The sequence below is a fragment of the Streptomyces sp. NBC_00377 genome, from assembly GCF_036075115.1.
In the GTDB taxonomy this organism is placed as follows: Bacteria; Actinomycetota; Actinomycetes; order Streptomycetales; family Streptomycetaceae; genus Streptomyces.
This window is the reverse complement of sequence record NZ_CP107958.1, coordinates 1,361,118-1,384,416: the sequence shown is the minus strand read 5'-3', so window position 1 is coordinate 1,384,416 and position 23,299 is coordinate 1,361,118. Positions and strand designations below refer to the sequence as shown.

Annotated in this window: 15 protein-coding genes; 9 read left to right on the top strand and 6 right to left on the bottom strand. The window is 72.9% G+C overall.

Annotated features, from left to right (window positions below; genetic code table 11):
* The first annotated feature begins 68 nt into the window (after nt 1–68).
* Both OHS71_RS06115 and OHS71_RS06110 read left to right on the top strand, forming a co-directional pair.
* Complete coding sequence (locus OHS71_RS06115; protein ID WP_328477581.1) at nt 69–1,277, top strand: LLM class flavin-dependent oxidoreductase; 1,209 nt, start codon at nt 69–71, stop codon at nt 1,275–1,277.
* A 19-nt stretch (nt 1,278–1,296) separates the two neighbouring features.
* On the top strand, nt 1,297–2,670 hold the full coding sequence (locus OHS71_RS06110) for an NtaA/DmoA family FMN-dependent monooxygenase (protein ID WP_328477579.1): 1,374 nt from the start codon (nt 1,297–1,299) through the stop codon (nt 2,668–2,670).
* Nucleotides 2,671–2,843: 173 nt separating this feature from the next.
* Here the strand turns inward: OHS71_RS06110 and absR1 are convergent, their stop codons facing one another.
* Nucleotides 2,844–3,929, bottom strand: coding sequence for a beta-glucuronidase AbsR1 (absR1, locus tag OHS71_RS06105; RefSeq protein ID WP_328477577.1), 1,086 nt, complete (start codon nt 3,927–3,929; stop codon nt 2,844–2,846).
* A 78-nt stretch (nt 3,930–4,007) separates the two neighbouring features.
* Here absR1 and OHS71_RS06100 point away from each other — a divergent pair, with 78 nt between their 5' ends.
* Nucleotides 4,008–6,269 (top strand): LuxR C-terminal-related transcriptional regulator, encoded by a 2,262-nt coding sequence (locus tag OHS71_RS06100; protein ID WP_328477575.1) that lies wholly within the window; start codon nt 4,008–4,010, stop codon nt 6,267–6,269.
* A gap of 21 nt (nt 6,270–6,290) precedes the next feature.
* Here the strand turns inward: OHS71_RS06100 and OHS71_RS06095 are convergent, their stop codons facing one another.
* Complete coding sequence (locus OHS71_RS06095; RefSeq protein WP_328484411.1) at nt 6,291–8,855, bottom strand: CHAT domain-containing protein; 2,565 nt, start codon at nt 8,853–8,855, stop codon at nt 6,291–6,293.
* Nucleotides 8,856–9,117: 262 nt separating this feature from the next.
* Between OHS71_RS06095 and OHS71_RS06090 the strand changes: the two genes are divergently transcribed.
* The 3 genes from OHS71_RS06090 (at nt 9,118) to OHS71_RS06080 (ending at nt 11,700) form a co-directional block, all read left to right on the top strand.
* Entirely contained in the window at nt 9,118–10,551 is a 1,434-nt protein-coding gene (locus OHS71_RS06090) for a S8/S53 family peptidase (protein ID WP_328477573.1), read from the top strand.
* Nucleotides 10,552–10,621: 70 nt separating this feature from the next.
* Nucleotides 10,622–11,197 carry an RNA polymerase sigma factor gene (locus OHS71_RS06085; RefSeq protein ID WP_328477571.1) on the top strand — a complete coding sequence of 192 codons (576 nt, stop codon included), beginning with the start codon at nt 10,622–10,624 and terminating at the stop codon, nt 11,195–11,197.
* A gap of 14 nt (nt 11,198–11,211) precedes the next feature.
* Nucleotides 11,212–11,700 (top strand): hypothetical protein, encoded by a 489-nt coding sequence (locus OHS71_RS06080; protein WP_443047156.1) that lies wholly within the window; start codon nt 11,212–11,214, stop codon nt 11,698–11,700.
* A 285-nt stretch (nt 11,701–11,985) separates the two neighbouring features.
* Here OHS71_RS06080 and OHS71_RS06075 read toward each other — a convergent pair whose 3' ends face one another.
* Nucleotides 11,986–12,771, bottom strand: a complete 786-nt coding sequence (locus tag OHS71_RS06075; RefSeq protein ID WP_328477567.1) for an N-formylglutamate amidohydrolase — start codon at nt 12,769–12,771, stop codon at nt 11,986–11,988.
* A gap of 330 nt (nt 12,772–13,101) precedes the next feature.
* Nucleotides 13,102–15,321: an NADP-dependent isocitrate dehydrogenase gene (locus OHS71_RS06070; RefSeq protein WP_328477565.1), complete on the bottom strand. Its 2,220-nt coding sequence runs from the start codon at nt 15,319–15,321 to the stop codon at nt 13,102–13,104.
* 227 nt (nt 15,322–15,548) lie between these two features.
* On the opposite strand from OHS71_RS06070, the gene OHS71_RS06065 reads away from it, so the two are divergent.
* Nucleotides 15,549–17,072: a M1 family metallopeptidase gene (locus OHS71_RS06065; RefSeq protein WP_443046866.1), complete on the top strand. Its 1,524-nt coding sequence runs from the start codon at nt 15,549–15,551 to the stop codon at nt 17,070–17,072.
* Between the two features lie 15 nt (nt 17,073–17,087).
* On the opposite strand, the gene OHS71_RS06060 is transcribed toward OHS71_RS06065, so the two are convergent.
* Both OHS71_RS06060 and OHS71_RS06055 read right to left on the bottom strand, forming a co-directional pair.
* Nucleotides 17,088–18,185, bottom strand: a complete 1,098-nt coding sequence (locus OHS71_RS06060) for a mechanosensitive ion channel family protein (protein WP_328477561.1) — start codon at nt 18,183–18,185, stop codon at nt 17,088–17,090.
* Between the two features lie 344 nt (nt 18,186–18,529).
* The gene (locus tag OHS71_RS06055; protein WP_443046865.1) at nt 18,530–19,645 is read right to left on the bottom strand and encodes a lysylphosphatidylglycerol synthase transmembrane domain-containing protein; all 1,116 of its coding nucleotides are present in this window, start codon (nt 19,643–19,645) and stop codon (nt 18,530–18,532) included.
* 105 nt (nt 19,646–19,750) lie between these two features.
* Between OHS71_RS06055 and OHS71_RS06050 the strand changes: the two genes are divergently transcribed.
* Nucleotides 19,751–21,631, top strand: coding sequence for an ABC transporter ATP-binding protein (locus tag OHS71_RS06050; RefSeq protein WP_328484410.1), 1,881 nt, complete (start codon nt 19,751–19,753; stop codon nt 21,629–21,631).
* A 157-nt stretch (nt 21,632–21,788) separates the two neighbouring features.
* Nucleotides 21,789–23,207 (top strand): cytochrome ubiquinol oxidase subunit I, encoded by a 1,419-nt coding sequence (locus OHS71_RS06045; RefSeq protein ID WP_328477557.1) that lies wholly within the window; start codon nt 21,789–21,791, stop codon nt 23,205–23,207.
* The last annotated feature ends 92 nt before the right edge of the window (nt 23,208–23,299 follow it).

Below are 23,299 nucleotides of genomic sequence, written 5' to 3'. Positions count from 1 at the left end.
GCCAGGCGCCGCGCGCGGTCACCGCGCGGGGCCGGCGCTCTCGTACGGACCTCCAGGAAGGCACCACCGTGTCCTCGACCCCCTCCTCCCCGCTGCATCTCGCCGTCGCTCTGGACGGCACCGGCTGGCACCCCGCCTCCTGGCGTGAGCCCGTCTCCCGACCCCGTGAGCTGCTCACCGCCGGATACTGGGCCGGCCTGGTCGCCGAGGCCGAGCGAGGACTGCTCGACTTCGTGACCATCGAGGACGGCCTCGGCCCTCAGTCCTCCCACTTCCTCGACCCGGACGACCGCACCGACCAGGTCCGCGGCCGGCTCGACGCCGTCCTCATCGCCTCCCGCGTCGCCCCGCTCACCCACCACATAGGCCTGGTGCCGACCGTGGTGGCCACCCACACCGAGCCGTTCCACCTCTCCAAGGCGATCGCCACCCTCGACTACGTCAGCACGGGCCGCGCCGGCCTGCGCGTGCAGATCACCGCCCGTCCCACCGAGGCCGCCCACTTCGGCCGCCGCACGATCCCCCGCATCGAGGCCTACGACGACCCGGCCACCCAGGAGCTGGTGACCGACCTGTTCGACGAGGCCGCCGACTACGTCGAGGTCGTGCGCCGCCTGTGGGACAGCTGGGAGGACGACGCGGAGATCCGGGACGTGGCCACGGGCCGTTTCGTCGACCGCGACAAACTCCACTACATCGACTTCGAGGGCCGCCACTTCAGCGTCAAGGGCCCCTCCATCACCCCGCGCCCCCCGCAGGGCCAGCCCCCGGTCACCGCCCTCGCGCACGACACGGTGCCCTACCGCCTGGTGGCCCGCGCCACCGACGTCGGCTATGTCACCCCGCACGACAGCGACCAGGCCCGTGCGATCGTCGCCGAGATCCGCGCCGAACAGGAGCGGGCGGGCCGGGCCGCGGATCCGCTGCACATCTTCGGCGACCTGGTCGTCCTCCTCGACGAGGACCCGGCCGAGGCCGCCGCCCGCCGCGACCGCCTCGACGCCCTCGCAGGCGAGGAATACCGCAGCGACGCCCGGATATTCGCCGGATCGCCCGCACAACTCGCGGACCTGTTGCAGGAGTTGCAGGCGACCGGCCTGAGCGGATTCCGGCTGCGCCCCGCCGTCGCCGGACACGACCTGCCCGCCATCACCCGGGGCCTCGTCCCCGAACTCCAGCGCCGCGGCGCCTTCCGCAGCGCCTACGAGGCCGACACCCTGCGCGGGCTGCTGGGCCTGACCCGCCCCGCCAACCGCTACGCGACCGCCACCGTCTGAGCGGGAAGGGAACCCCACCATGACCAAGCCCCTGAAGCAGGTCCACCTGGCCGCGCACTTCCCCGGCGTCAACAACACCACCGTGTGGAGCGACCCGCAGGCCGGCAGCCATATCGAGTTCAGCTCCTTCGCCCACTTCGCACGGACCGCCGAACGCGCCAAGTTCGACTTCCTCTTCCTCGCCGAGGGGCTGCGGCTGCGCGAACAGGGCGGCAAGATCTACGATCTGGACGTCGTCGGCCGCCCCGACACCTTCACGGTCCTCGCCGCGCTCGCCGCCGTCACCGAACGCCTCGGCCTGACCGGCACCATCAACTCCACCTTCAACGAGCCCTACGAGGTGGCCCGCCAGTTCGCCAGCCTCGACCACCTCTCCGACGGCCGCGCCGCATGGAACGTCGTCACCTCCTGGGACGCCTTCACCGGGGAGAACTTCCGCCGGGGCGGCTTCCTCCCGCAGGACGAGCGCTACTCCCGCGCCAAGGAGTTCCTCGCCACCGCGGGCGAGCTGTTCGACTCATGGCGGGGCGACGAGATCGTCGCCGACCAGGGCACCGGCACCTTCCTCCAGGACGCCAAGGCCGGGGCCTTCGTCCACGAGGGCAGGCACTTCGACATCCAGGGCCGGTTCAACGTCCCGCGCAGCCCCCAGGGCCGCCCGGTGATCTTCCAGGCCGGGGACTCGGACGAAGGCCGCGAGTTCGCCGCCTCCAGCGCCGACGCGATCTTCAGCCGGTACGCGGCCCTCGACGCCGGACGGGCCTTCTACACCGACGTCAAGTCACGCCTCAGCACGTACGGCCGGCGCGCCGACCAGCTGCTGATCCTGCCCGCCGCGAGCTTCGTCCTGGGCGACACCGACGCCGAGGCCGAGGAGATCGCCAAGGACGTGCGCCGCCGGCAGGTCAGCGGGGCCACCGCTCTCAAGCACCTGGAGTTCGTCTGGAACAGAGACCTCTCCGGCTACGACCCGGAAGGCCCCCTGCCCGACATCGACCCGGACCCCGGCGAGCACCACATCGCGCGCGGCCGGGCGCAGGTCCGGATGTACCGCGACCCGCTGGCCACCGCCCGCGAATGGCGCGCGCTCGCGGAGGCCAACAACTGGTCGATCCGCGACCTGGTCATCGAGACCGGCAACCGCCAGAACTTCATCGGCTCCCCGGAGACCGTCGCCAGGACGATCAACGACTATGTGCAGGCCGACGCCGCCGACGGCTTCATCCTCGTCCCGCACCTCACCCCGGGCGGCCTCGACGGGTTCGCCGACAAGGTCGTCCCGCTCCTCCAGGAACTGGGCGTCCACCGCACCGAGTACGAGGGCACCACGCTCCGGGACCACCTCGGCCTCGCCCACCCGGACCAGGCGGGCGGCGAGCGGGTGGCCTCGTGAGCCCCCGCGACCACCCTCCGGCCGTCCGGTGCGCGTGATCGCGACACACCGCCGGAACCCGTACGCGGACCCCGGAGCCGGTGCGGCCGGGGACACGCCTCCCTCCCCCGAAGACGACGTGTCCCCGGCGCTTCCCCCGGCGCCGGACTGCGGTCTCTACGCGCCCCCTCGGCTCACCAGCACATGACCGCCGTCTCGCCCGAACCCCAGCTCGAGTACAGGCGTACGCGGACGAAGTAGCGGCGGCCCCTGACGAGCCGGGCCCTGATCGTGGCGTTGTGCGGAGTGCCTCCGTCGTCGTGCCCCGCGAGGAAACGAGGCTCCCCGTCCCGCTCCTCGAAGACGACGACCAGCGAATCGCTGAGCCCGAAGGTGGCGAACGCGTACTGGCGGGTCTCGCGGGGCTCGACGGTGAAGTCGGCCTGCTCGCCCGCCCCCAGCGACAACGCCGCCGAACGGTACGGCACCAGCGCGGGCGGGCTCGGCGCGTCGGCAGGCGGATACCAGCCGAGGGCGAACTCCTTGTCCAGCGGCGACAGTCCGCCGGACGGATGCACGCCCTGGCGGAACTGCTCCGGCTCCAGGATCAGACCCGCCGAGAAGGGGTACTCCATGACGGACTGCGGGTCCCACACCGACCCGTTCACCTCCGCCGGGTCCAGCTTGCGCAAGATGTTGAACCAGGTCCGGGCCCGGCTCCAGTGGTTGGGCGGGCCCGCCAGATCGGCGTACACGGCCTCGTCGTCCCAGTGGAGACCGGCGAACGGGCTCTGGTGCTCGTGCTGCATGCCGAGCGCGTGCCCGATCTCGTGCAGGGCCGTCGCGCGCTCCCCAGGCGCGGTCAGGTCCCAGCCGAAGTTCATGGTGCGCTCGTTGAGACCGGCCGACAGCGCGTCCCGGCCCACCGCCGACCAGGAGCCGTCACCCGACTGGAAGCCGATGCGCACCTCCGCCTCCGAGCGGTCCGCGACCTCGGTGAAGGTCACGCCGATGCCCAGGTCCCGCCACTCACGGAAGCAGTCCCGCACCACCGCCCGCTGGTCCTCGCCGCCCGCCCAGGACACCCAGCGGGTCTCTCCCGACCCCGGCAGGGCAATGACCGAGCCGTCGCTCTCGCCGTCGAAGAAGCAGTAGTGCAGCACGGTGCCGTTGACCCACATCCGCCGGCCGCTCATCAGCGCGTCGAGCCGCTCCACGGCCAGCCCCGGCGTGAACGCGGGGGCCGACTGCTGGGCGAGCGAGCAGTAACGGGCCGTCATGGGCTCCAGGTTGCCCTGCGGGGCCGTCCCCGTGCCTGAGTCGGGGGCTACTCAAGTCGCCCTGTATCAGGCGTGAGTATGCGGACTCCAGTTGAGGTGACGACGTTCGAGACGCAAGCCGGAGCCCTGCGACCGCCGTGGCCGTTCACGGGCCGGGACGAGGAAGTGGAGCTCGTCCGCCGCTCGTCGGCGGTGGGCCGGCCCGGCATCGTGATCAGCGGACCGGCGGGCTGCGGCCGCACCCGCCTGGCCGCGGAGGCGCTCCGCGGCGCCGACTGCGCCCGGGTGACCGGCACCCCCGGGATGCGCGACCTGCCCTTCGCCGCCTTCGCCCCCCTTCTCCCGGAGGGTGTCTCTCTGCACCGGGCGGTACAACTCCTCACCGGAGTAGGGCTGTTGGTGGTCGACGATGCGCATCTGCTGGACGACGCCTCCGCCGCGCTGCTGCATCAGCTGGCCGTGCAGGGCCGCACCCGGCTGCTGATCCTCGTCACGGACGGCGCCCCCGTGCCCGACGCGGTTTCCCGCCTGTGGACGGGTGAACTGCTGCCCCGCCTGGTGCTGGAGCCCCTGTCCCGTGAGGAGAGCGCCCCGCTCCTCACCGCCGGAGCCGGCGGCCCCCTGGAGCCCCTCACCGCCAACCGTCTGCACCGGCTGTGCGGAGGCGATCTGCGCCTCCTGCGGGACCTGCTGGACGCGTTGGGCGAACAGGGCCGGCTCACCAGGTGCGCGGACTCCGAGGAGCTGATGTGGCGCGGCCCGGTCCCGGTCACCCCGGCACTGCGCGAACGATCGGCGGCCGCGCTCGGCCGCGCCTGCCCCGACGAACGCGAGACCCTCGACCGCCTCGCCTTCGCCGAACCGCTGGCGCCCGCTGCGGACACCCTCGACCTGCGCGTCCTCGAACGCCTGGAGGCGGACGGCCTCCTCGACGTGGATGACGCCGACGCCACCGTCCGCCTGGCGCACCCCCTGCACGGACCGGTCCTGCGCGCCGCGGCCGGCCGGCTGCGCGCGCGCCGGCTCACCGCCCGACGGGGGTCCGCGACCCGCGCCCTCGACGCCGAGGCGGCCGGCCTGACCCGCCGCATCGAGCGGGCCGACGTCCGTACGACGCCCACACCCGTGGGGGAGTGGCTGGTCGCGGAGGGACGACCGGTGCCACCGCGGTACGCCGCCGTCCGCGCGCGGTTCTCGCGGCTGCGGGGAGAACTGCGTGAGGCGGCGGCCTGGGCGCGGGAGGGCCTCGCCGCCGACCCGCAGGACCACGCCTGCCGCACCGAACTCGCCCTCACCGCCGCCCAGTCGGGGGAGGCGGGCGCCCCGATCGAGCTCCTCGCCGAACACCCCGGCACAGCCGCCTGGCCACCGGCCGTCCGCGGAGACCTCGACACGGCCCTCGAAACCCTGCAAGCCACAACCCCCGGCACCACGACCCCCACCACCGCCCCCGGCACGACCGGCGTCGCAGTCACCCCGGGCGCTCACGCGTCCCAGGTGCGGGCCGCCCCGGGCCACGCGGGCGCCGCCCATGACGCCCGCGGGGTCCACGACGCCTCCGGCCCGGCGGACCGGGGCTCCCACGCGCTGCACGGCACGGGCGCGGCGGACGGAGCCGTCGGCCCCCGCGCCCACGCGGACGCCTCCGGCGCTCACGCGTCCCAGGTGCGGCCCGCCCCGGGCCACGCGGGCGCCGCCCATGACGCCCGCGGGGTCCACGACGCCTCCGGCCCGGTCCACGGCTCGGGCGCGGCAGACGCCCCCTGCACCGCGTACGCCCCCCACGCCTCCCAGGTGCGGCCCGCCCCGGGCCACGCGGGCGCCGCCCGGGACGCCCGCGCGGTCCACGACCCCTACACCGTCTACGACGCCGTTCGTCTCGGTGTGCCCGAGCAGGTCGTGGCGCTGCTGCCGTCCGACGGCTGCTTCGGGCGTCACGCCCGCGCGCTCGCCCGGGGCGACGGACCTGCGCTGGATCTGGTCGCCGCCGAGCTCGAGGGACGCGGGTTCCTCCTCTTCGCGGCCGAGGCGTACGCGCAGGCGGTGCGGGTCCACCGTGACCCCGGTGCGGCCCGCACCGCCCGGACCCGTGCCGTCGCCCTGGCCCGGCGCTGCCAGGGCGCCCGTACCCCGGCCCTGTCCGGTCTGGTGCTGGGTGAACTCACCGCACGGCAGCGGCAGATCGTCACCCTGGCGGCGGCCGGCCTCAGCAACCGGCAGATCGCCGAACGCCTCACCCTGTCCGTCAGGACCGTCGGCAACCACCTGTACGGTGCCTACACCCGGCTCGGCGCGGGTGATCGCGCAGCCCTTCCGCGGCTGGTGGAGCAGCCTGCCTGAACCGGCCGGGCGGTCGGTGGCTCAGGCCGCGCCGAACGCCGTGAACGCCCACCCGGTGGCCTGATGCAGCGCGTCGCCCGGCAGCGCGGCCCGGGCGTCCCGCAGGGCCTCGGCCAGGGGGAGCCCGGCGCTGATGCCCTGGTGCAGGGCCAGCATCAACGGGACGACCGCCGAGTCGTTCACCGGCGCGCTGCTCGCCACCACGCCCGCCGTGCCCAGCGGCAGCAACGCCGTGACCAGGCCCAGCAGTTCGTCCGCTCCGACCGAGGCGAGCCGGGCGGTGTCGCAACTGGACAGGATGATCCGGTACGGACTGCGGGCGAGGCGCTCGAAGTCGTGGACGATCAGCGGCCCGTCCGCCATCCGCAGCGACGAGAACATCGGACTGTCGCCGCGGAAGGTGCCGTGCGCGGCGATGTGCGCCAGCGCCGCCCCGTCCAACTCCCGCAACACGCGGGGCACTCGGGCGTCGTCCTGCTCGAGCACGACGGGCCTGCCGTACCGGCCGGCCACCTCCGGCACCTCCGCACCGCAGGACGCCAGCCCCGGACCCCGCACGAGGACCTGACGGCCGCCCGCGGGCGGTTCGGTCTCCCGCGCGCGCAGCCAGCCACTGGCCGACGGCGAGACACTGACCACCCGCTCCCGCAGCGACGGCAGCAGTGCCCACGGCACCCGGTGCAGCCGGGCCGGCGGCACCACCACGAGCGGACCCGGGCCCAGCTGCCGTGCCGCGTCGCCCAGCAGCAGTTCCTCCAGCTTCCTGCCCGCCGCCTCGACCACCGGCAGCCGGCTCTCCGCACCGGGGTGGGCCAGCCGCCGCAGGCCGGCCTGGACGTGTTCGGCCTCCCGCTCCGCCTCGGCCAGCAGCCCGCCCGGGAACCGGCGTACCCGCCCGCCGCCACAGAGGAGAACCTGAACCCGCCCGTCCAGCACGGCCAGTTCGACCAATCGCCCCTCGCCGAGCCGCTCCAGCAACCGGCCCGCGTCGAACCGGTCGCCGCCCCAGGGCGTGACTCCACGGATGTGCAGGGTCCGCGACCGGATCTCCCGCTCCAGCCGCCGCTGTTCACGCTCCAGCGTCGGCACGGGCCGGCCGTCCATCCGGGCGGTCTCCGCGCGGGCGGCGATCTCCCGGAAGGCGGTCAGGCCGCTCAGCAGCGCCGGGTCGGCCGGCGGCCGGGTCGGCGGCGTCGACAGCGCCGTGGCCCGCCACCGCTCGCTCCACACCAGCAACTGCCGTGGCCCGCCCCGCTCCAGACTGACCTCCTGCGCCAGCGCGGCGAGCTCCGCGCCCTGTGCGGTGGCCCGGGCCCGCAACTCCGAGGCGCCCAATGTCGTCCGGTGGTCGTCGAGGACGTCGAGCCCGCGCCGGCACGCCTCGAGCACGCCCCGGCCGGAACCGGTGGCCCGTGCCCACAGGGCCTGGGCCGCCCAGCCCGTCATCCGTGCCAGCGGCGGGCCGCCGCGCCGGCTGCGCGCCGCGATCTCCAGATACCGTTCGGCGTCCGCGCTCCAGTCGAGGCCGAGCGCGATCCGGCCCGCGAGCAGCCAGGCCTCCGGCGCGGCCGGCGCCTGGAAGGCGGCCAGCCGCTCGGCGAGCCTGACGGCGTCCGCCACCAGCCGGCCCGAACCGCGCCCGGTGACGACCCGCGCCTCGATCAGCACCAGCCGGGCGTGCGCCTCCCACCAGGTGCGCCGCTGCGCCGCGAACAGCCGCTCGGCCACGGCCGCCCGGGCGATGGCGGTTCCCGGGTCGCCCGCGAGCCGCGCCGCCCTCGCGGCCGCCAGCAGCAGCTCGGCCTTGCGGGTGGACTGCCCACCGATGCCGTCCAGCATCGCGATCGCCGCGTCCGCCTCGGCCAGCGCCTCGGGCGCGAGACCGGCGGCCATCAGAACCTCGCAGCGCCGGATGTTGAGCATGAACGTGGGCGTGCCCAGCTTGGCGTACCGCTCCTCCGCCTCGTCGAGGAGCCGCAGCGCGGCAGGGACGTCTCCGGAACGGAAGGCGGCCAGGCCCCGGCTCTCCACCGCGTCCGCCTTGTCGTGTTCCTGGCCGGTGGTGTCCCACAGGGCCTCGGCCGCCGTGAAGTCCGCCTCGGCCCGGTCCACGGCCCCGAGGGCCAGGTGCACGGTGGCTCGCAGGGTGAGGGCGCGCGCCGTCCAGATGACGTCGTCGGCCTGGCGCAGCACGGGAATCGTCCGGCGTACGTCCTCCAGCGCCTCACGGTGATGCCCGAGGACCCACAGCGAGTAGGCCCGCCGGTACAGCACACGCGCCCGGGTGTGGCCCGTCCCGCGCTCGACGCCCCGCTCGAAGGCGGCCAGGCCCTGGCGCGTGCGTCCCGCGTGCACCAGGGCCACACCGAGCGTGCCGAGGACGTCCGCCTCCCGCTCCGCGGAGTCCGAGCGCGCCGCGAGGTCCCGGGCACGCCGCAGGTGGTCCAGGGCGAGACGCATGTCGCCCCAGTCCCGCTGCCAGATGCCGATCACCTGGTGGGCGACCGAGGCGTGCAACGGCGTCGGGTCGGTGTCCAGCAGTCCTTCCGCCCGCGACAGCGCGTCGCCCGGGGCGGCGAACACCATCGGCAGCAGTTCGAGAACCGAGTCGTTTCCCGCTGTCGTTACCGCTGTCACTCGACGGATGGTAGTGCTCCGGTCTGCGCACGACACCGGTTCGGCACCGTATCCACCAGTAACAATCGGACGTCGCGTCAACGGACTCGGCGTAGCCAGGGGGCGTGCGTCCGCAACCGCACCACCCCCATCCGCCGTCGCACCACCTGTATCAGACGACCGCCTCGCGGGTCATGCTGACGAATACCGGCTGCAGGGGGAGGACACGCCCATGGCACCACAGCGATTCCACGAGCAGTTCGATCACATCCAACGCGCGCTGCCCGACGTCCCGTTGGCGATGGGACCGGACGACTCCGCCGAGTTCATCTACGAGAAGGGCGTTGTCCTCGCACGCGACGGCGAGGAGGCCCGGGTTGTCGAGGACGCCGTACGCTCTCACTTCACCGCGACCGACGGCCTGACCCCGGAGCATGTGCGCAGGGCCGGCCCGCAGACCAACCGCTCGGGCATCACCCGCATCCGGGTCGGCGACCCCGGTGAGGGAGGCCGCGGCACCGACCGCACCGTGGCGGGGGCCCTGCGCGCGCTGCGCGAGACGGAAGGCCGTACGGGCCGCCGGCTGGTCAGCCGCAACCACCTGGTGTCGATCGCGGTCAACGCCTGCCCCGGCGACGAACCGGTGCCGGCCCCGCGCAGCGCACCGCCCAACCCCGCCCCGGTCCGCACGGCGGACGGCGCGCAGGCCACCGACGGCGACACGGTCGACGTGCTCGTCGTCGACACCGGTCTGACCCACGACTACCGCTCCTGGCCGCTGCTGGCCCGCACCGAGGGCGACGCCCAGGTCAGGGAGACCGACGAGGACGGGATCCTCCAGCAGTACGTCGGACACGGCACGTTCATCGCGGGACTCGTCGCGGCGGTCGCGCCGCGGACCGACATCACCGTGCGGGGAACCCTGGAAGACGCCGGCGCCGTCCTGGAGTCGGAGTTCGGGGAGCGCCTGTTCGACGCCGTCCAGGACGGCTGGCCCGACATCATCAGCCTCTCCGCCGGCACGTCCAACGGACGCGTCGACGGCCTCCTCGGCGTGGCCGCGTTCATGGAGGAACTCCGCTCACAGCACACCCTGTTGGTGGCGGCCGCCGGCAACAACGGCAGCGCCTCGCCCTTTTGGCCCGCCGCCTACGCCTCGCTGCCCGACTACGCCGACGCGGTGCTGTCAGTGGGCGCCCTGCGCGGCGACGGCGAGTTCGGCGCCTGCTTCAGCAACCACGGCGCCTGGGTGAAGGTGTACGCCCCGGGCGAGCGCCTCGTCAGCGCCCTCACCGGCTTCGACACTCCCGTCCCGTACGTCTACCAGCACTCCACCTACGAGACCTGCCGCTACGGCTTCACCTACTCCTGCACCTGCCGCTCCCCGCGTCACGTCGGCGTGCTGAGCGAGGCGCAGCAGGTCACCCCGGGCAAGCCGGACCAGGTGATGTTCGAGGGACTGGCGTCCTGGAGCGGCACGTCCTTCGCGACTCCCTTGGCGGCCGGGCTCGTGGCGGCCCACATGAGCGCCCGCCGGATGACCGATCCGCGCGCCGCGGCCCGTCAACTGCTCGCCGAGCGTTCCGAGTTCGCGGAGGTGCGGGGCACGCACGTCCCGGCGCTGCTGCCGCCCACGTGGCGGCCGGTCCCGGTCGGTCCGGTATGAGGCCGGCATGACGAACGAGAGGGGCCCCGCCACGGCGTACGATGACAGGCCGTACACGAGGGGTGGGGCCGTGGACCGTACTGATGTCGGCGCGCTCGTCCAGTCCGCCGTCGACGGTGACACGGCGGCCTGGAAGGCGCTGGTGGACGGGTTGAGCCCGCTGGTCTGGTCGGTCGTGCGCGCACACCGGCTGTCCGACGCCGACGGGCACGAGGTCTACCAGACCGTGTGGTTCCGCTTCGCCCAGCATCTCGGGCGGATCCGCGAGCCGCACAAGGCCGGTTCGTGGCTCGCGAGCACCGCGCGCAACGAGTGCCTCAAAGTGATCAAGAGCTTAAGGCGGCTCACCCCGACCGACGATCCCCTGCTGCTCGACCGGGCCAGCGAGGACCGCACCCCGGAGCAGTCGGTCCTCGACTCGGAGGAGGCGGCCGCGCAGAGCGAGCGGGTCCGGTTCCTGTGGCAGGAGTTCGAGGCGCTCGGCGAGCGCTGCCGCCAACTGCTGCGGGTGCTGATCGCCTCGCCGCCGCCCAGTTATCAGGAGGTGTCGGCCGCCCTGGGCATCGCCGTCGGCAGCATCGGACCGATGCGCCAGCGATGTCTGCGCCGCCTGCGCGCCCGACTCGACGCACGGGGAGCCCTGTGAACGGCATGAACGGCATGAACGGCGACGAGGGTGACGACATCTTCGGCGAAGTCCCCTTCGTCGACGAGGAGTTCGACCACGACCGGCTGGAGGAGGAACTCCGCCAGGCCGCGGCCGTCCTGGATCCGGTGCCGGCCGAGCTGCGCCGGGCCGCCATCGAGGCCTACGCGCTGCACGATCTCGACGCACGGATCGCCGAGCTGACGTTCGACTCGCTGGTCGACGCCATCCCGGTGCGCGGAGCGGTGGACGTGCCCCGCATGCTGACCTTCCACACGGGCGGGCTGACGGTCGACGTCGAGGTGACCGAGGAAGGTCTCCTGGGTCAGCTGCTGCCGCCGCAGCCGGCGTCGATCGAGGTCCTGCACGGTCCCCGGGCGGGCGCCGCGCTCACCGCGGACGACCTGGGCCGCTTCGCCTGCGACGCTCCGCCCAGCGGTCCGTTCGCCCTGCGCCTGCGGACCGGCGCCGAGGTGGTCGTGACGGAGTGGCTGCGAGCCTGACCTCCGATCCCCACCCGGCCCGTGACCCCAGGCCGGGCAGCCCCTGGGCACCGGGTGACCGCGTGCCCGGTGAGCATCCGGTGGCCACGAGTCCTGTCGCTGGGCCGGCCGGTGGAGGTCCGTGCCGCGAGTGCAGTCGGCGGGCTGCCGGTGGCCGTGAGTCGGCCGGTCGGCCGGTCGCCCCCGGGTGACCGCGTGCCTGGTGTCGGGTCGGCCGCAGGGCCTCGGACCCGGGTCCGGCGGGCGTCCGGTGACCGTGAGTTCGGCGGACGGGGGCGGCCGGAGTCAGCCGGTGGCGCCGTCCACCAGGGTCGCCAGTGCCGCGGCGAGCCGGGTGAGCCCGGGACCGGCCGGGCCGCCCGGCTCGGTCATGTACGTGTCCCGGCGGATCTCCACCATCAGGGCGCTCACCCGCGGGTCCTTCCCGTACTGCGCCAGGGGCACGTACGCCCCGGAGAACGGGCTGTCCAGCCCGACCTCACCCACCTCCCCGAACGCCTTCCGCGCGGCGGCGAGCAGTGCGGGCGGGGTGTGGAATCCGTCGGTGCCGAGGCAGACCGGCGGCCGCGGCCCGTGGCCGTGCAGTTCGTAGGGCAGCGGCTCGGTGGGGTACGAGTGCACATCGATGATCACGGCCCGTCCGACGGCGGCCAGCCGCTCGGCGACGGCGTCGGTCATCGCCTGCGCGTACGGCCGGAAGTAGCGGGCGACGAGCGGCTCGGGGTCGGTCTGCTCGGGCCGCAGCACCTCGCGGTGCGTGGTCCGGGTGTACACGGCGCCCATGCCGACGGCCCGCATCTCCTCACGCTCGTCCGGGAACCGCTCCGGGTCGACGACGAGCCGCGACAGCCGATTCACGAACCGCCAGGGCGCCGCACCCGCCAGCCGCGCGGCTTCCTCGGCGATCTCCGCGGTGTGCGAGTCGGTGATGTGGTCCAGTTCCCGCTCCAGCGCCGCGTCGTCCAGCACGATGCCCGCCCGCACCGCGGCCGGTATCTCCCGTCCCGAGTGCGGCACATGCAGGATCACCGGTGAGTCGGCCGCACCGGGCAGGAAGACGAAGGACGGCATGGGGGCAACTCCTGGAGGGTGGGCCGACGACATGTGATCAAGGTGCCACACCGGCCGCCCGCCCGAGACCCCCGGTACCGGGTCCGCCGTCGCGCACCCTTACGGCGTCCGGTCCGCCGTCGCGCCCCCACACTGCGTCCGAGCCGCTGCCGGGAGCCTCGGTGCCGAGCCGTCCTCCCGCCCACCGGGTCCCGAAGACGCGCGGATGCCGGGACTCCGGAAGGAGGGCCTCGCCCTCGAACTTCCCAGGAGTGGTGCGTCCTCGCGGGCCGGAAGACACCGCAGCCCCGGCCGGCGGCGCCGGTCGGGGCTGCGACGAGCTTCGATGCGTCAGCTCAGGGTCGCCAGGGCCTCGTTCCAGGTGGTCGACGGGCGCATGTACGCCGCCGCCCTGGCCGGGTCGGGCTGGTAGTAGCCGCCGATGTCGGCCGGCTTGCCCTGGACGGCGTTCAGCTCGTCGACGATGGTCTGCTCGTTCGCCGCGAGGGTCTCGGCGAGCGGGGCGAAGGCCTTGGCCAGGTCCGCGTCCTCGGTCTGCGCGGCCAGCTCCTGCGCCCAGTACAGGGACAGGTAGAAGTGGCTGCCGCGGTTGTCGATGCCGCCGACGCGACGGGTCGGGGACTTGTCCTCGTTGAGGAAGGTCGCCGTGGCGCGGTCGAGCGTGTCGGCGAGGACCTTGGCGCGGCTGTTGCCGGTGAAGTCGGCGTACTGCTCCAGGGAGGGCACGAGCGCGAAGAACTCGCCCAGGGAGTCCCAGCGCAGGTAGTTCTCCTTGATCAGCTGCTGGACGTGCTTCGGCGCGGAGCCGCCGGCGCCCGTCTCGAACAGGCCGCCGCCCGCCATCAGCGGGACGACCGACAGCATCTTGGCGCTGGTGCCCAGCTCCAGGATCGGGAACAGGTCCGTCAGGTAGTCGCGCAGGACGTTGCCGGTCACCGAGATGGTGTTCTCGCCGCGGCGGATGCGCTCCACCGACAGCTTGGTGGCCTCGACCGGAGCGAGGACGCGGATGTCCAGGCCCTCTGTGTCGTGCTCCCCCAGGTAGGCGTTGACCTTGGCGATCAGGTTGGCGTCGTGGGCGCGGGTCTCGTCCAGCCAGAAGACGGCCGGGTCGCCGGTGGCGCGGGCGCGGGTGACGGCCAGCTTCACCCAGTCCTTGATCGGCGCGTCCTTGGTCTGGCAGGCGCGGAAGATGTCGCCGGCGGAGACCGTCTGCTCGATCACCGCGTTCCCGGCCTGGTCGACGAGGCGGACCGTGCCGGTGGTCGGGATCTCGAAGGTCTTGTCGTGGCTGCCGTACTCCTCGGCCTTCTGCGCCATGAGGCCGACGTTCGGGACCGAGCCCATGGTCGACGGGTCGTAGGCGCCGTTGGCGCGGCAGTCGTCGAGCACGGCCTGGTAGACACCGGCGTAGGAGGAGTCCGGCAGCACCGCGAGGGTGTCGGCCTCCTGGCCGTCCGGGCCCCACATGTGGCCGGAGGTGCGGATCATGGCCGGCATCGACGCGTCGACGATGACGTCGGACGGCACGTGCAGGTTGGTGATGCCCTTGTCGGAGTCGACCATCGCCAGGGCCGGGCCCTCGGCGAGCTCGGCGTCGAAGGAGGCCTTGATCTCGGCGCCCTCCGGCAGGGACTCGAGGCCCTTGTAGATGCCGCCCAGACCGTCGTTCGGGGTCAGTCCGGCCGCGGCGAGCACCTGGCCGTACTTCGCGAAGGTCTTGGGGAAGAAGGCGCGCACCACGTGACCGAAGATGATCGGGTCGGAGACCTTCATCATGGTGGCCTTGAGGTGCACGGAGAACAGCACGCCCTCGGCCTTGGCCCGGGCGATCTGCGCGGTGAGGAACTCGCGCAGCGGGGCGACGTGCAGGACGGAGGCGTCGACGACCTCACCCTCGAGGACCGGTACCGACTCGCGCAGCACCGTGGTGGTGCCGTCGTCGCCGACCAGCTCGATCCTCAGCGTGCCGGCCTCGGAGATCACGACCGACTTCTCGGTGGAGCGGAAGTCGTTCTCGCCCATGGTGGCGACGTTGGTCTTCGACTCCGACGACCAGGCGCCCATGCGGTGGGGGTGGGTCCTGGCGTAGTTCTTGACCGACGCGGGGGCGCGGCGGTCGGAGTTGCCCTCGCGCAGGACCGGGTTCACGGCGGAGCCCTTGACCTTGTCGTAGCGGGCCTGGATGTCCCGCTCCTCGTCGGTCTTCGGGTCGTCCGGGTAGGACGGCAGGGCGTAGCCCTGCGCCTGGAGCTCGGCGACCGCGGCCTTGAGCTGCGGGATCGACGCCGAGATGTTCGGCAGCTTGATGATGTTGGCCTCGGGCGTCTTGGCCAGCTCGCCGAGCTCGGTCAGCGCGTCCGGGATCCGCTGGTCCTCGGTCAGGTACTCAGGGAACACGGCGATGATGCGCCCGGCCAGCGAGATGTCCCGCGTCCGGACCGCGACACCCGCCTGCGAGGCGTACGCCTGGACCACCGGCAGGAAGGAATACGTCGCCAGGGCCGGGGCCTCGTCAGTGTGCGTATAGATGATGGTCGAGTCAGTCACCGGGTGCTCCGCTCCACGTCTGCAACATTGCTCGACATCAAGATATCTCGTGACGGGGAATGGCTCGACAGGGGTCTCCCCCTACTTCGCCATGTACATGTTTGCTTCACGGGGCAACCGAAGTTCCGCTTTCGGTGGTCATGCACGTAGATCCTCGACCTGATCCGACGGCCGGACCGACCACCCGGCCGCCCGAGCGAAAGCGGACCATGAGATATCGCACCAGAGTGACGGCCCCGGCAGCCGCGCTGATCGGCACGGCAGCAGTCCTCGCCGGGGGAACCACGGCGTACGCGACCCCGAAGACCGACGACGCCCCGGCCCCCGAGACCCTCGGCGACCCCGTCTTCCCGAACCTCGGCAACGACGGCTACCGCGTCGCGGCCTACCACCTCGACCTCTCCTACGACCCCGCCACCACGCTCGTCGACGCCACAGCGACCCTGGAGCTGCGCACCACCCAGGCCCTCACCCGTCTCTCGCTCGACGCCCTGGGTCTGGACGTCCGCACGGTGCGGGTCGACGGCCGCGACGCCGGCTTCGAGCAGGAGGACGAGAAGCTGCGGATCACACCGGCCCGGGCCCTGCCCGCCGGCGCCCGGGTCACCGTCTGCGTGACCTACACGGCGGACCCGCGCCGTACGCTCGCCCACACCGCGTGGGTCCCCACGGCCGACGGGTTCGCGATCTGCCCCCAGCCGGACTCCGCGCACACCGTCTTCCCCTGCAACGACCACCCGTCGGACAAGGCGGACTTCACCTTCCGCATCACCGTCCCCAGCACCCTGCGGGCCGTCGCGAGCGGCTCGCTGGTGTGCACCGAGGACCTGGCCGGCGACCGCACCGCGTACACCTACCGCTCCCGCTCGCCGATCGCCACCGAGCTGGTGCAGATCACGGTCGGCGACTACGTCGTCAAGGAGCGCCAGGGCCCGCACGGGCTGCCGCTGCGCGATGTCGTCCCGGTGGCGCGGGCCGAGGCGCTGGAGCCCGCCCTCGCGCTCACCCCGGGCCTGGTCGAGTGGCTCGAGGGACGGCTGGGCGCCTACCCCTTCGAGACGTACGGACTGCTGCCCTGCAACTCCGACGCCCCGAACGCCTTCGACTTCACGGGCCTGGAGACCCAGACCCTCACGCTCTACAAGCCGAACTACCTGCTCCAGGCGGAGCCGAAGATCGGCTCGCACATGATGCACGAGCTGGTCCACTCGTACTTCGGCAACAGCGTCAGCCCCGCCACCTGGGCCGATCTCTGGCTCAACGAGGGCCACGCCGACTTCTACGGGCTGCTCTACCGCTACGAGCGGGGCTGGGCCGACTCCCTCGGCCTGACCTCCTTCGAGGCCCGCATGAAGGACACCTACGCGCGCGGCGACCAGTGGCGCAGGACGTCCGGCCCGGTCGCCGCGCCCAACGCGGCCAACCTCTTCGACAGCCAGCGCTACCTGGGCGGCGTCCTCGTCCTGTACGCGCTGCGGCAACTCGTCGGCGAGGACGCCTTCCACGAGGTCGAGCGGACCTTCCTGGCCCGCCACCGCAACTCCTCCGCGTCCACGGAGGACTACATCGCCGTCGCGTCGCAGACCAGCGGGCAGGACGTGTCCGGCTTCCTGCGGGACTGGCTGTACGGCACGACGACACCGAGGATGCCCGGCCATCCGGACTGGACGGTCACCCCGGTGACGCCGTCCCTCACCGCCCCGCGCCGGCAGACCGCCGCGCGTTGGCACGAGAACTCGGCCACGCTCTGAGCCGACGGGCCGCCGTCAGTCGTGCAGGGCGGACAACTCGCCCTGCACGACCCCGTCGCCGGTCCGCTGCTGCGGGATGACGACCGTGCCCGATTGCAGGGCCACGGTGCGGGCGGGCGCCGGGATCCGGATGCCCTCCTCGCGGTAGCGCCGGTGCAGGCGCTTGATGAACTCGTGCTTGATCCGGTACTGGTCGCTGAACTCGCCGACGCCCAGGATCACCGTGAAACCGATCCGCGAGTCGCCGAACGTGTGGAAGCGGATGGCGGGTTCATGGTCCGGGAGGGCGCCCTCGACGCCCTTCATGACCTCGGCGATGACCTCCGAGGTCACCCGCTCCACATGCTCCAGATCGCTGTCGTAGGCCACGCCCACCTGCACCAGGATGGTCAACTGCTGCTCGGGACGCATGTAGTTGGTCATGTTGGTCTTGGCGAGCTGACCGTTGGGGATGACGACGAGGTTGTTGGAGAGCGCGCGCACGGTCGTCTGGCGCCAGTTGATGTCCTCGACGTAGCCCTCCTCGCCGCTGCTCAGCTTGATGTAGTCACCGGGCTGAACGGTCTTGGAGGCGAGGATGTGGATGCCCGCGAAGAGGTTCGCGAGGGTGTCCTGGAGGGCCAGCGCCACGGCCAGACCGCCGACGCCCAGGGCCGTCAGCAGCGGCGCTATGGAGATGCCCAGCGTCTGTAGGACCACCAGGAAGCCGATGGCGAGGACCAGGATCCGGGTGATGTTGACGAAGATCGTGGCCGACCCGGCGACACCGGAACGGGACGACGTCACCGACTGCACGAGCCCGGCGACGACCCGCGCCGCCGACACGGTCACCACGAAGATCAGCAGGACCGTCAGGCACTGGTTGACGGTGTGCTGCACGGTCTTGGTCAGCGGCAGCACCGCGGCGGCGGCCGCCGCACCACCGGCGATCATCGTCCACGGCACCACCGTGCGCAGCGCGTCCACGACGACGTCGTCGCCGCTCCACTTAGTGCGCTTGGCGTGCTTCGCCAGCCAGCGCAGCAGCGTGCGCGACAGGAAGGCGGCCAACAGGCCGGTGGCCAGGGCGATCCCGGCGATGACTCCGTCGTCCAAGGTCAGGGCGCGGTTCACCGGTCACCTCCGGGAAGTCGGTCCGCGGCACACGGGGCCGCCGACGGCCGGATGCGAAGTCTCGTCACGATGTCACCTGTTCGTTCCGGGGTGTGCGGTCGCGCCTCGTCCGTGAGACGGGCGCGACCGTCCATCCTGCCGTATCCGGCACGGGAGTTCGCACCCGAGGACCGGCCACGGTGGCCGACTCCCGCAGCTCGGCCGTGCCGGATGTCCCCCAGGAGGGAGGGACCGGGGCATCGGGAGACCGTGGGACCGCCGGCCCGGACCGGGGCGTCGGGCCACCGAGGGACCGCCGGCTCGGCGGCTGGGGCCGGGGTCGGGGCCAAGGGCCGTGAGGTGCCTCAGATGACCTTCATCCGTACCAGTGCCCCCAGCGTCAGCGCCCCCGGCACCAGCGGCAGCCACACCGTGATGATCCGGTAACCGAGCACCACGGCCGTCGCGATCGCGACCGGGCCGCCCGCCGCCACCAGCGCCACGATCAGCGCCGCCTCCACCGAGCCGATCCCGCCCGGCGTCGGGACCAGCGCGACGGCCGCCGTGGCCGCCAGGTAGGCGACCACCATGTGCGCCACCGGCACCGGCAGCCCCAACGCCAGTCCCACCGCGGCCAGACCGGTCGCCTGGAGCAGCGGGAACGCCAGCGAGCCGCCCCACAGGGCCAGCGCCCGGGCCGGCGAGGAGTGCACCGAGCGCGCCTCGCCGAGCGCGGTGCGCAGGAAGGAGCACACCGCCGACCGCAGCCTCCGTACGAGGGCGAGCGCGCCCGCCACCACGAGGACGGCCGCCCCGAGGCCGCCCAGCAGCGGGCCGAGCGCCCCGTCGGGCAGCAGGGAGCCGAGCCGCAGCGCGTCGGGGAAGACGAGCAGCAGCACGCTCAGCAGACCCACCCGGGCCACGCCCTCCGCCAGCAGGTACAGCGCGAGGGCCGCGGAGGAGCGGGCCAGCGGCACCCCGCACACGGCCATGAAACGCAGGTTGACCGCGCTCGCGCCGAGTCCCGTCGGCAGCAGGTGGTTCGCCGCGCCCGCCGCGAACTGCGCGGCCAGCAGCCGCCCCGCGGGCAAGCGCTCCACCACCGCGCCCTGCCGGGTGACGGCCGCGGCGACCCAGGTCAGGCAGGTGGCCCCGACCGCGGCCAGCAGCCACGGCCACTGCGCGCTCCGCAACTGCGCGAAGCCCTCGGCGAGCACGGACCGGTGGCGCACCGCGACCACGGTGACCAGCAGCAGCGGAAGCAGACAGAGCAGCTGCCGCACCGGCACGCGTCGGGCCGGCCTGCCCGGAGCAACGGGCACCGATACAGGCACAGCCACGGCCGCGGGGACCGGCACGGGCACGGCAACGGGAACCGGCACGGGAACGGGAACAGGAACCACTGTCACACTCGAAGAGGCTCTCCGCAGGACGCCAACTGCGGGTTGCGGAAGCGGGGACGGAACATTACGTACGGTCATCGGGTCCTTCGTCTGATCCTTCGGCAGCGGGGAGGTCTGCACCCGACAGGTGGGGAAAATCTTGACCTCAAGGTTGCTTGAGGTCCTACGGTCGTTCCCATGAGCATGGAGAGCACCGCCTGGACGCAGCTTTACAGCGTCATGCACGCCCAGCAGGAACGCCGCCCCTTCGACCCCGTGACACTGCGCCGCATCGGCGCGTTCGCACGACCGCACCGCCGCCGTATCACGCAATTCGTCCTGTTGGGGGTGCTGACCGCGCTGCTGGCCGTCGCCACCCCGGTCCTCGCGGGGAGGGTCGTCGACGCGATCGTGTCGCACGGCGACTCGGGCATGGTCGTCCGGCTGTCCCTGCTCATCGCGGGCATCGCGGTGCTGGAGGCGGCGTTCGGCATCCTGGGCAGGAGGCTCTCGGCGACGCTGGGGGAGGGACTCATCCTCGATCTGCGCACGGCTGTGTTCGATCATGTGCAGCGGATGCCGGTCGCGTTCTTCACACGTACCCGTACGGGTGCGCTCGTCTCCCGACTCAACAACGACGTGATCGGCGCCCAGCGCGCCTTCAGCAACACCCTCTCCGGAGTGGTGTCCAACCTGGTCACCCTGGTCCTCACGCTCGCCGTGATGCTCACCCTGTCCTGGCAGGTCACGCTGCTCGCGCTGGCCCTGCTGCCGGTGTTCGTGCTCCCGGCCCGGCGCATGGGCAGACGGATGGCCGGCATGCAGCGTGAGGCGGCGGCGCTCAACGCGGCCATGGGCACCCGGATGACCGAGCGCTTCTCCGCACCCGGCGCCACGCTGGTCAAGCTGTTCGGCCGGCCCGAGGAGGAGTCGGCGGAGTTCGCGGCCCGGGCCGCCCACGTCCGGGACATCGGCGTCCGTACGGCCACCGCACAGTCCGTCTTCATCACCGCCCTGACCCTCGTCTCCGCCCTGGCCCTCGCCCTCGTCTACGGCCTCGGCGGCCGTCTCGCCCTCGAAGGCACCCTCGAACCGGGCGCCGTCGTCGCCCTCGCCCTGCTCCTGACCCGTCTGTACGCCCCGCTCACCTCCCTCGCCGGAGCCCGCGTCGAGGTGATGAGCGCCCTGGTCAGCTTCGAGCGGGTCTTCGAGGTGCTCGACCTGAAGCCGCTCATCGAGGAGAAACCGGACGCCCGCGAGGTGCCCCCGGGCCCGGTCTCCGTCGAGTTCGACGACGTCCGCTTCGGCTACCCGTCCGCCGACAAGGTCTCCCTGGCCTCCCTGGAGGAGGTCGCCTCCCTCGACACCCGCGGCGGCGCCGAGGTCCTGCACGGTGTCTCCTTCCGCGCCGAACCCGGGCAGACCGTCGCCCTCGTCGGCTCCTCCGGCGCCGGCAAGTCGACCGTCGCCCAACTCCTGCCGCGTCTGTACGACGTCGACGCGGGCGCCGTCCGCATCGGCGGGGTCGACGTCCGGGACGTGAGCGCGAGCTCCCTGCGGGCCACCCTCGGCATGGTCACCCAGGACGGCCACCTCTTCCACGACAGCGTCCGCGCGAACCTGCTGCTCGCCAGGCCCGGGGCCACCGAGGACGAACTCTGGGACGCCCTGCGCCGCTCGCGCCTGGACGACCTCGTCCGCTCCCTCCCCGACGGCCTCGACACGGTCGTCGGGGAACGCGGCTACCGTCTCTCCGGCGGTGAACGCCAGCGCATGACCATCGCCCGGCTGCTGCTGGCCCGCCAGCGCGTCGTCATCCTGGACGAGGCCACCGCCCACCTGGACAACACCTCCGAGGCGGCCGTCCAGGAAGCCCTCGCCGAGGCCCTCGCGGACCGTACCGCGGTCGTCATCGCCCACCGCCTGTCGACCGTGCGCGCCGCCGACCTGATCCTGGTCGTCGAGTCCGGCCGGATCGTGGAACGCGGCACGCACGACGAACTCCTCGCGACCGGCGGACGGTACGCGGAACTGCACCGGACGCAGTTCGACCAGCCGGGGATGACGGAGGCGAGCGCACTGTGAGGCGTCCGGACCGGGGCGTCCGGGTGATGTGCCCCGCGCGCCGGTTCGGCGGGGCGGGCACCGGTTACCCCTGAGAAGTCGTGGACCCGTGCCGTGAACCGACGGACGGGCGGGCGGGTCACGGGTAGTGGTCCTCCAGCGCCCGGGAGTGTGCTTCGTGTACGACGCAGCGGTGACCGCCGGCTCCTGGCCCGTCCTGGTTCTCGCGGGGGCCGCCACGGAAGGGGACCTGTCCGCCGCGCGGGCACAGATGGGCTTCTCCCTGGCCTGGCACATCATCGTCGCCTGCCTCGGGGTCGGACTGCCCGCGCTCACCCTCCTGGCGGAGTGGCTGGGAATCCGCAGGGACAGTCCGGCCCTGAAACTGCTGGCGCGGCGCTGGGCCAGGGCCATGGGCGTGCTGTTCGCCGTGGGCGCCGTGTCGGGCACCATCCTCAGCTTCGAGATGGGGCTGCTGTGGCCCGGCCTCATGGGACGGTTCGGCCAGGTCATCGGGCTGCCCTTCGCGCTGGAGGGCATCGCCTTCTTCATCGAGGCGATCTTCCTCGGCATCTACCTGTACGCCTGGGACCGGCTGTCGCCGCGCATGCACCTGCTCACCGGCCTCCCCATCGTGGTCGCGGGCACCGCCTCGGCGTTCTTCGTCGTCTGCGCGAACGCCTGGATGAACCAGCCGCGCGGCTTCACCCTGCGCGACGGGAAGATCGTCCACGTCGACCCGTGGGCGGCGATGTTCAACCCGGCGAGCCCGCCCCAGACGCTGCACATGATCCTGGCCGCGTTCATGGTGTCCTCCTTCCTGACGGCCTCCGTCTACGCGGTCGCCCTGCTGCGGGGCCGCCGCGACGCCTACCACAAGGCGGGCTTCGCCATCCCGTTCACCGTGGGCGCGCTGGCCGCCCCGTTCCAGCTCGTGGTGGGCGACTGGGCCGCCCGCTTCCTGTCCGAGTACCAGCCGGCCAAGCTGGCGGCCATCGAGGGCGTGTACCGCACCGGCTCCCACGTCCCCCTCACCCTCGGCGGCGTCGCCGGGGACGAGGGGCTGAAGTACGGGCTGGAGATCCCCGACGGACTCTCCCTGCTGGTCGGCTACCGCAGGGACACGGTCGTTCAGGGGCTGGACAAGGTGCCCCGGGACCAGTGGCCGGCGGTCACCGGGGTGCACTGGGCCTTCGACCTCATGGTCGGCGTCGGCTTCTTCCTGCTGGGGCTCGGTCTGTGGCTGCTGCTGGCCTGGTGGCGCACCCGGCACACGGGCGGGGAACTGCTCGACCGCCGGGGGAGCCGGCTGCTGCTCGCGCTGGTCGCGCTCGCCGGTCCGGCGTCCGCCGTGGCCCTGGAGAGCGGCTGGACGGTCACCGAGCTCGGCCGGCAGCCCTGGATCGTGTGGGGGGTGATGAGCGTGCGGGACGCCGTCAATCCGGCGCCGGGACTGATGGTGGGTCTGTGGCTGTTGCTGGTGGTGTACGCCGCCATGACCGTGGCGACGGTCTACGTGCTGCGCCGCCTGGCCCGGGGCACGGCCGTACCGGTCGCCCCGCAGGAGGCGGACGTGAAGAGTTATCCCGTCGTCTGAGGGGGCGGCGGGCGCCGACCGTCCGCGTCGGCGGGTCTCCCTCCTCCACCCGTCCGCCCCCTTCCCGTCCCGCGACGAACGCCACCCACCGC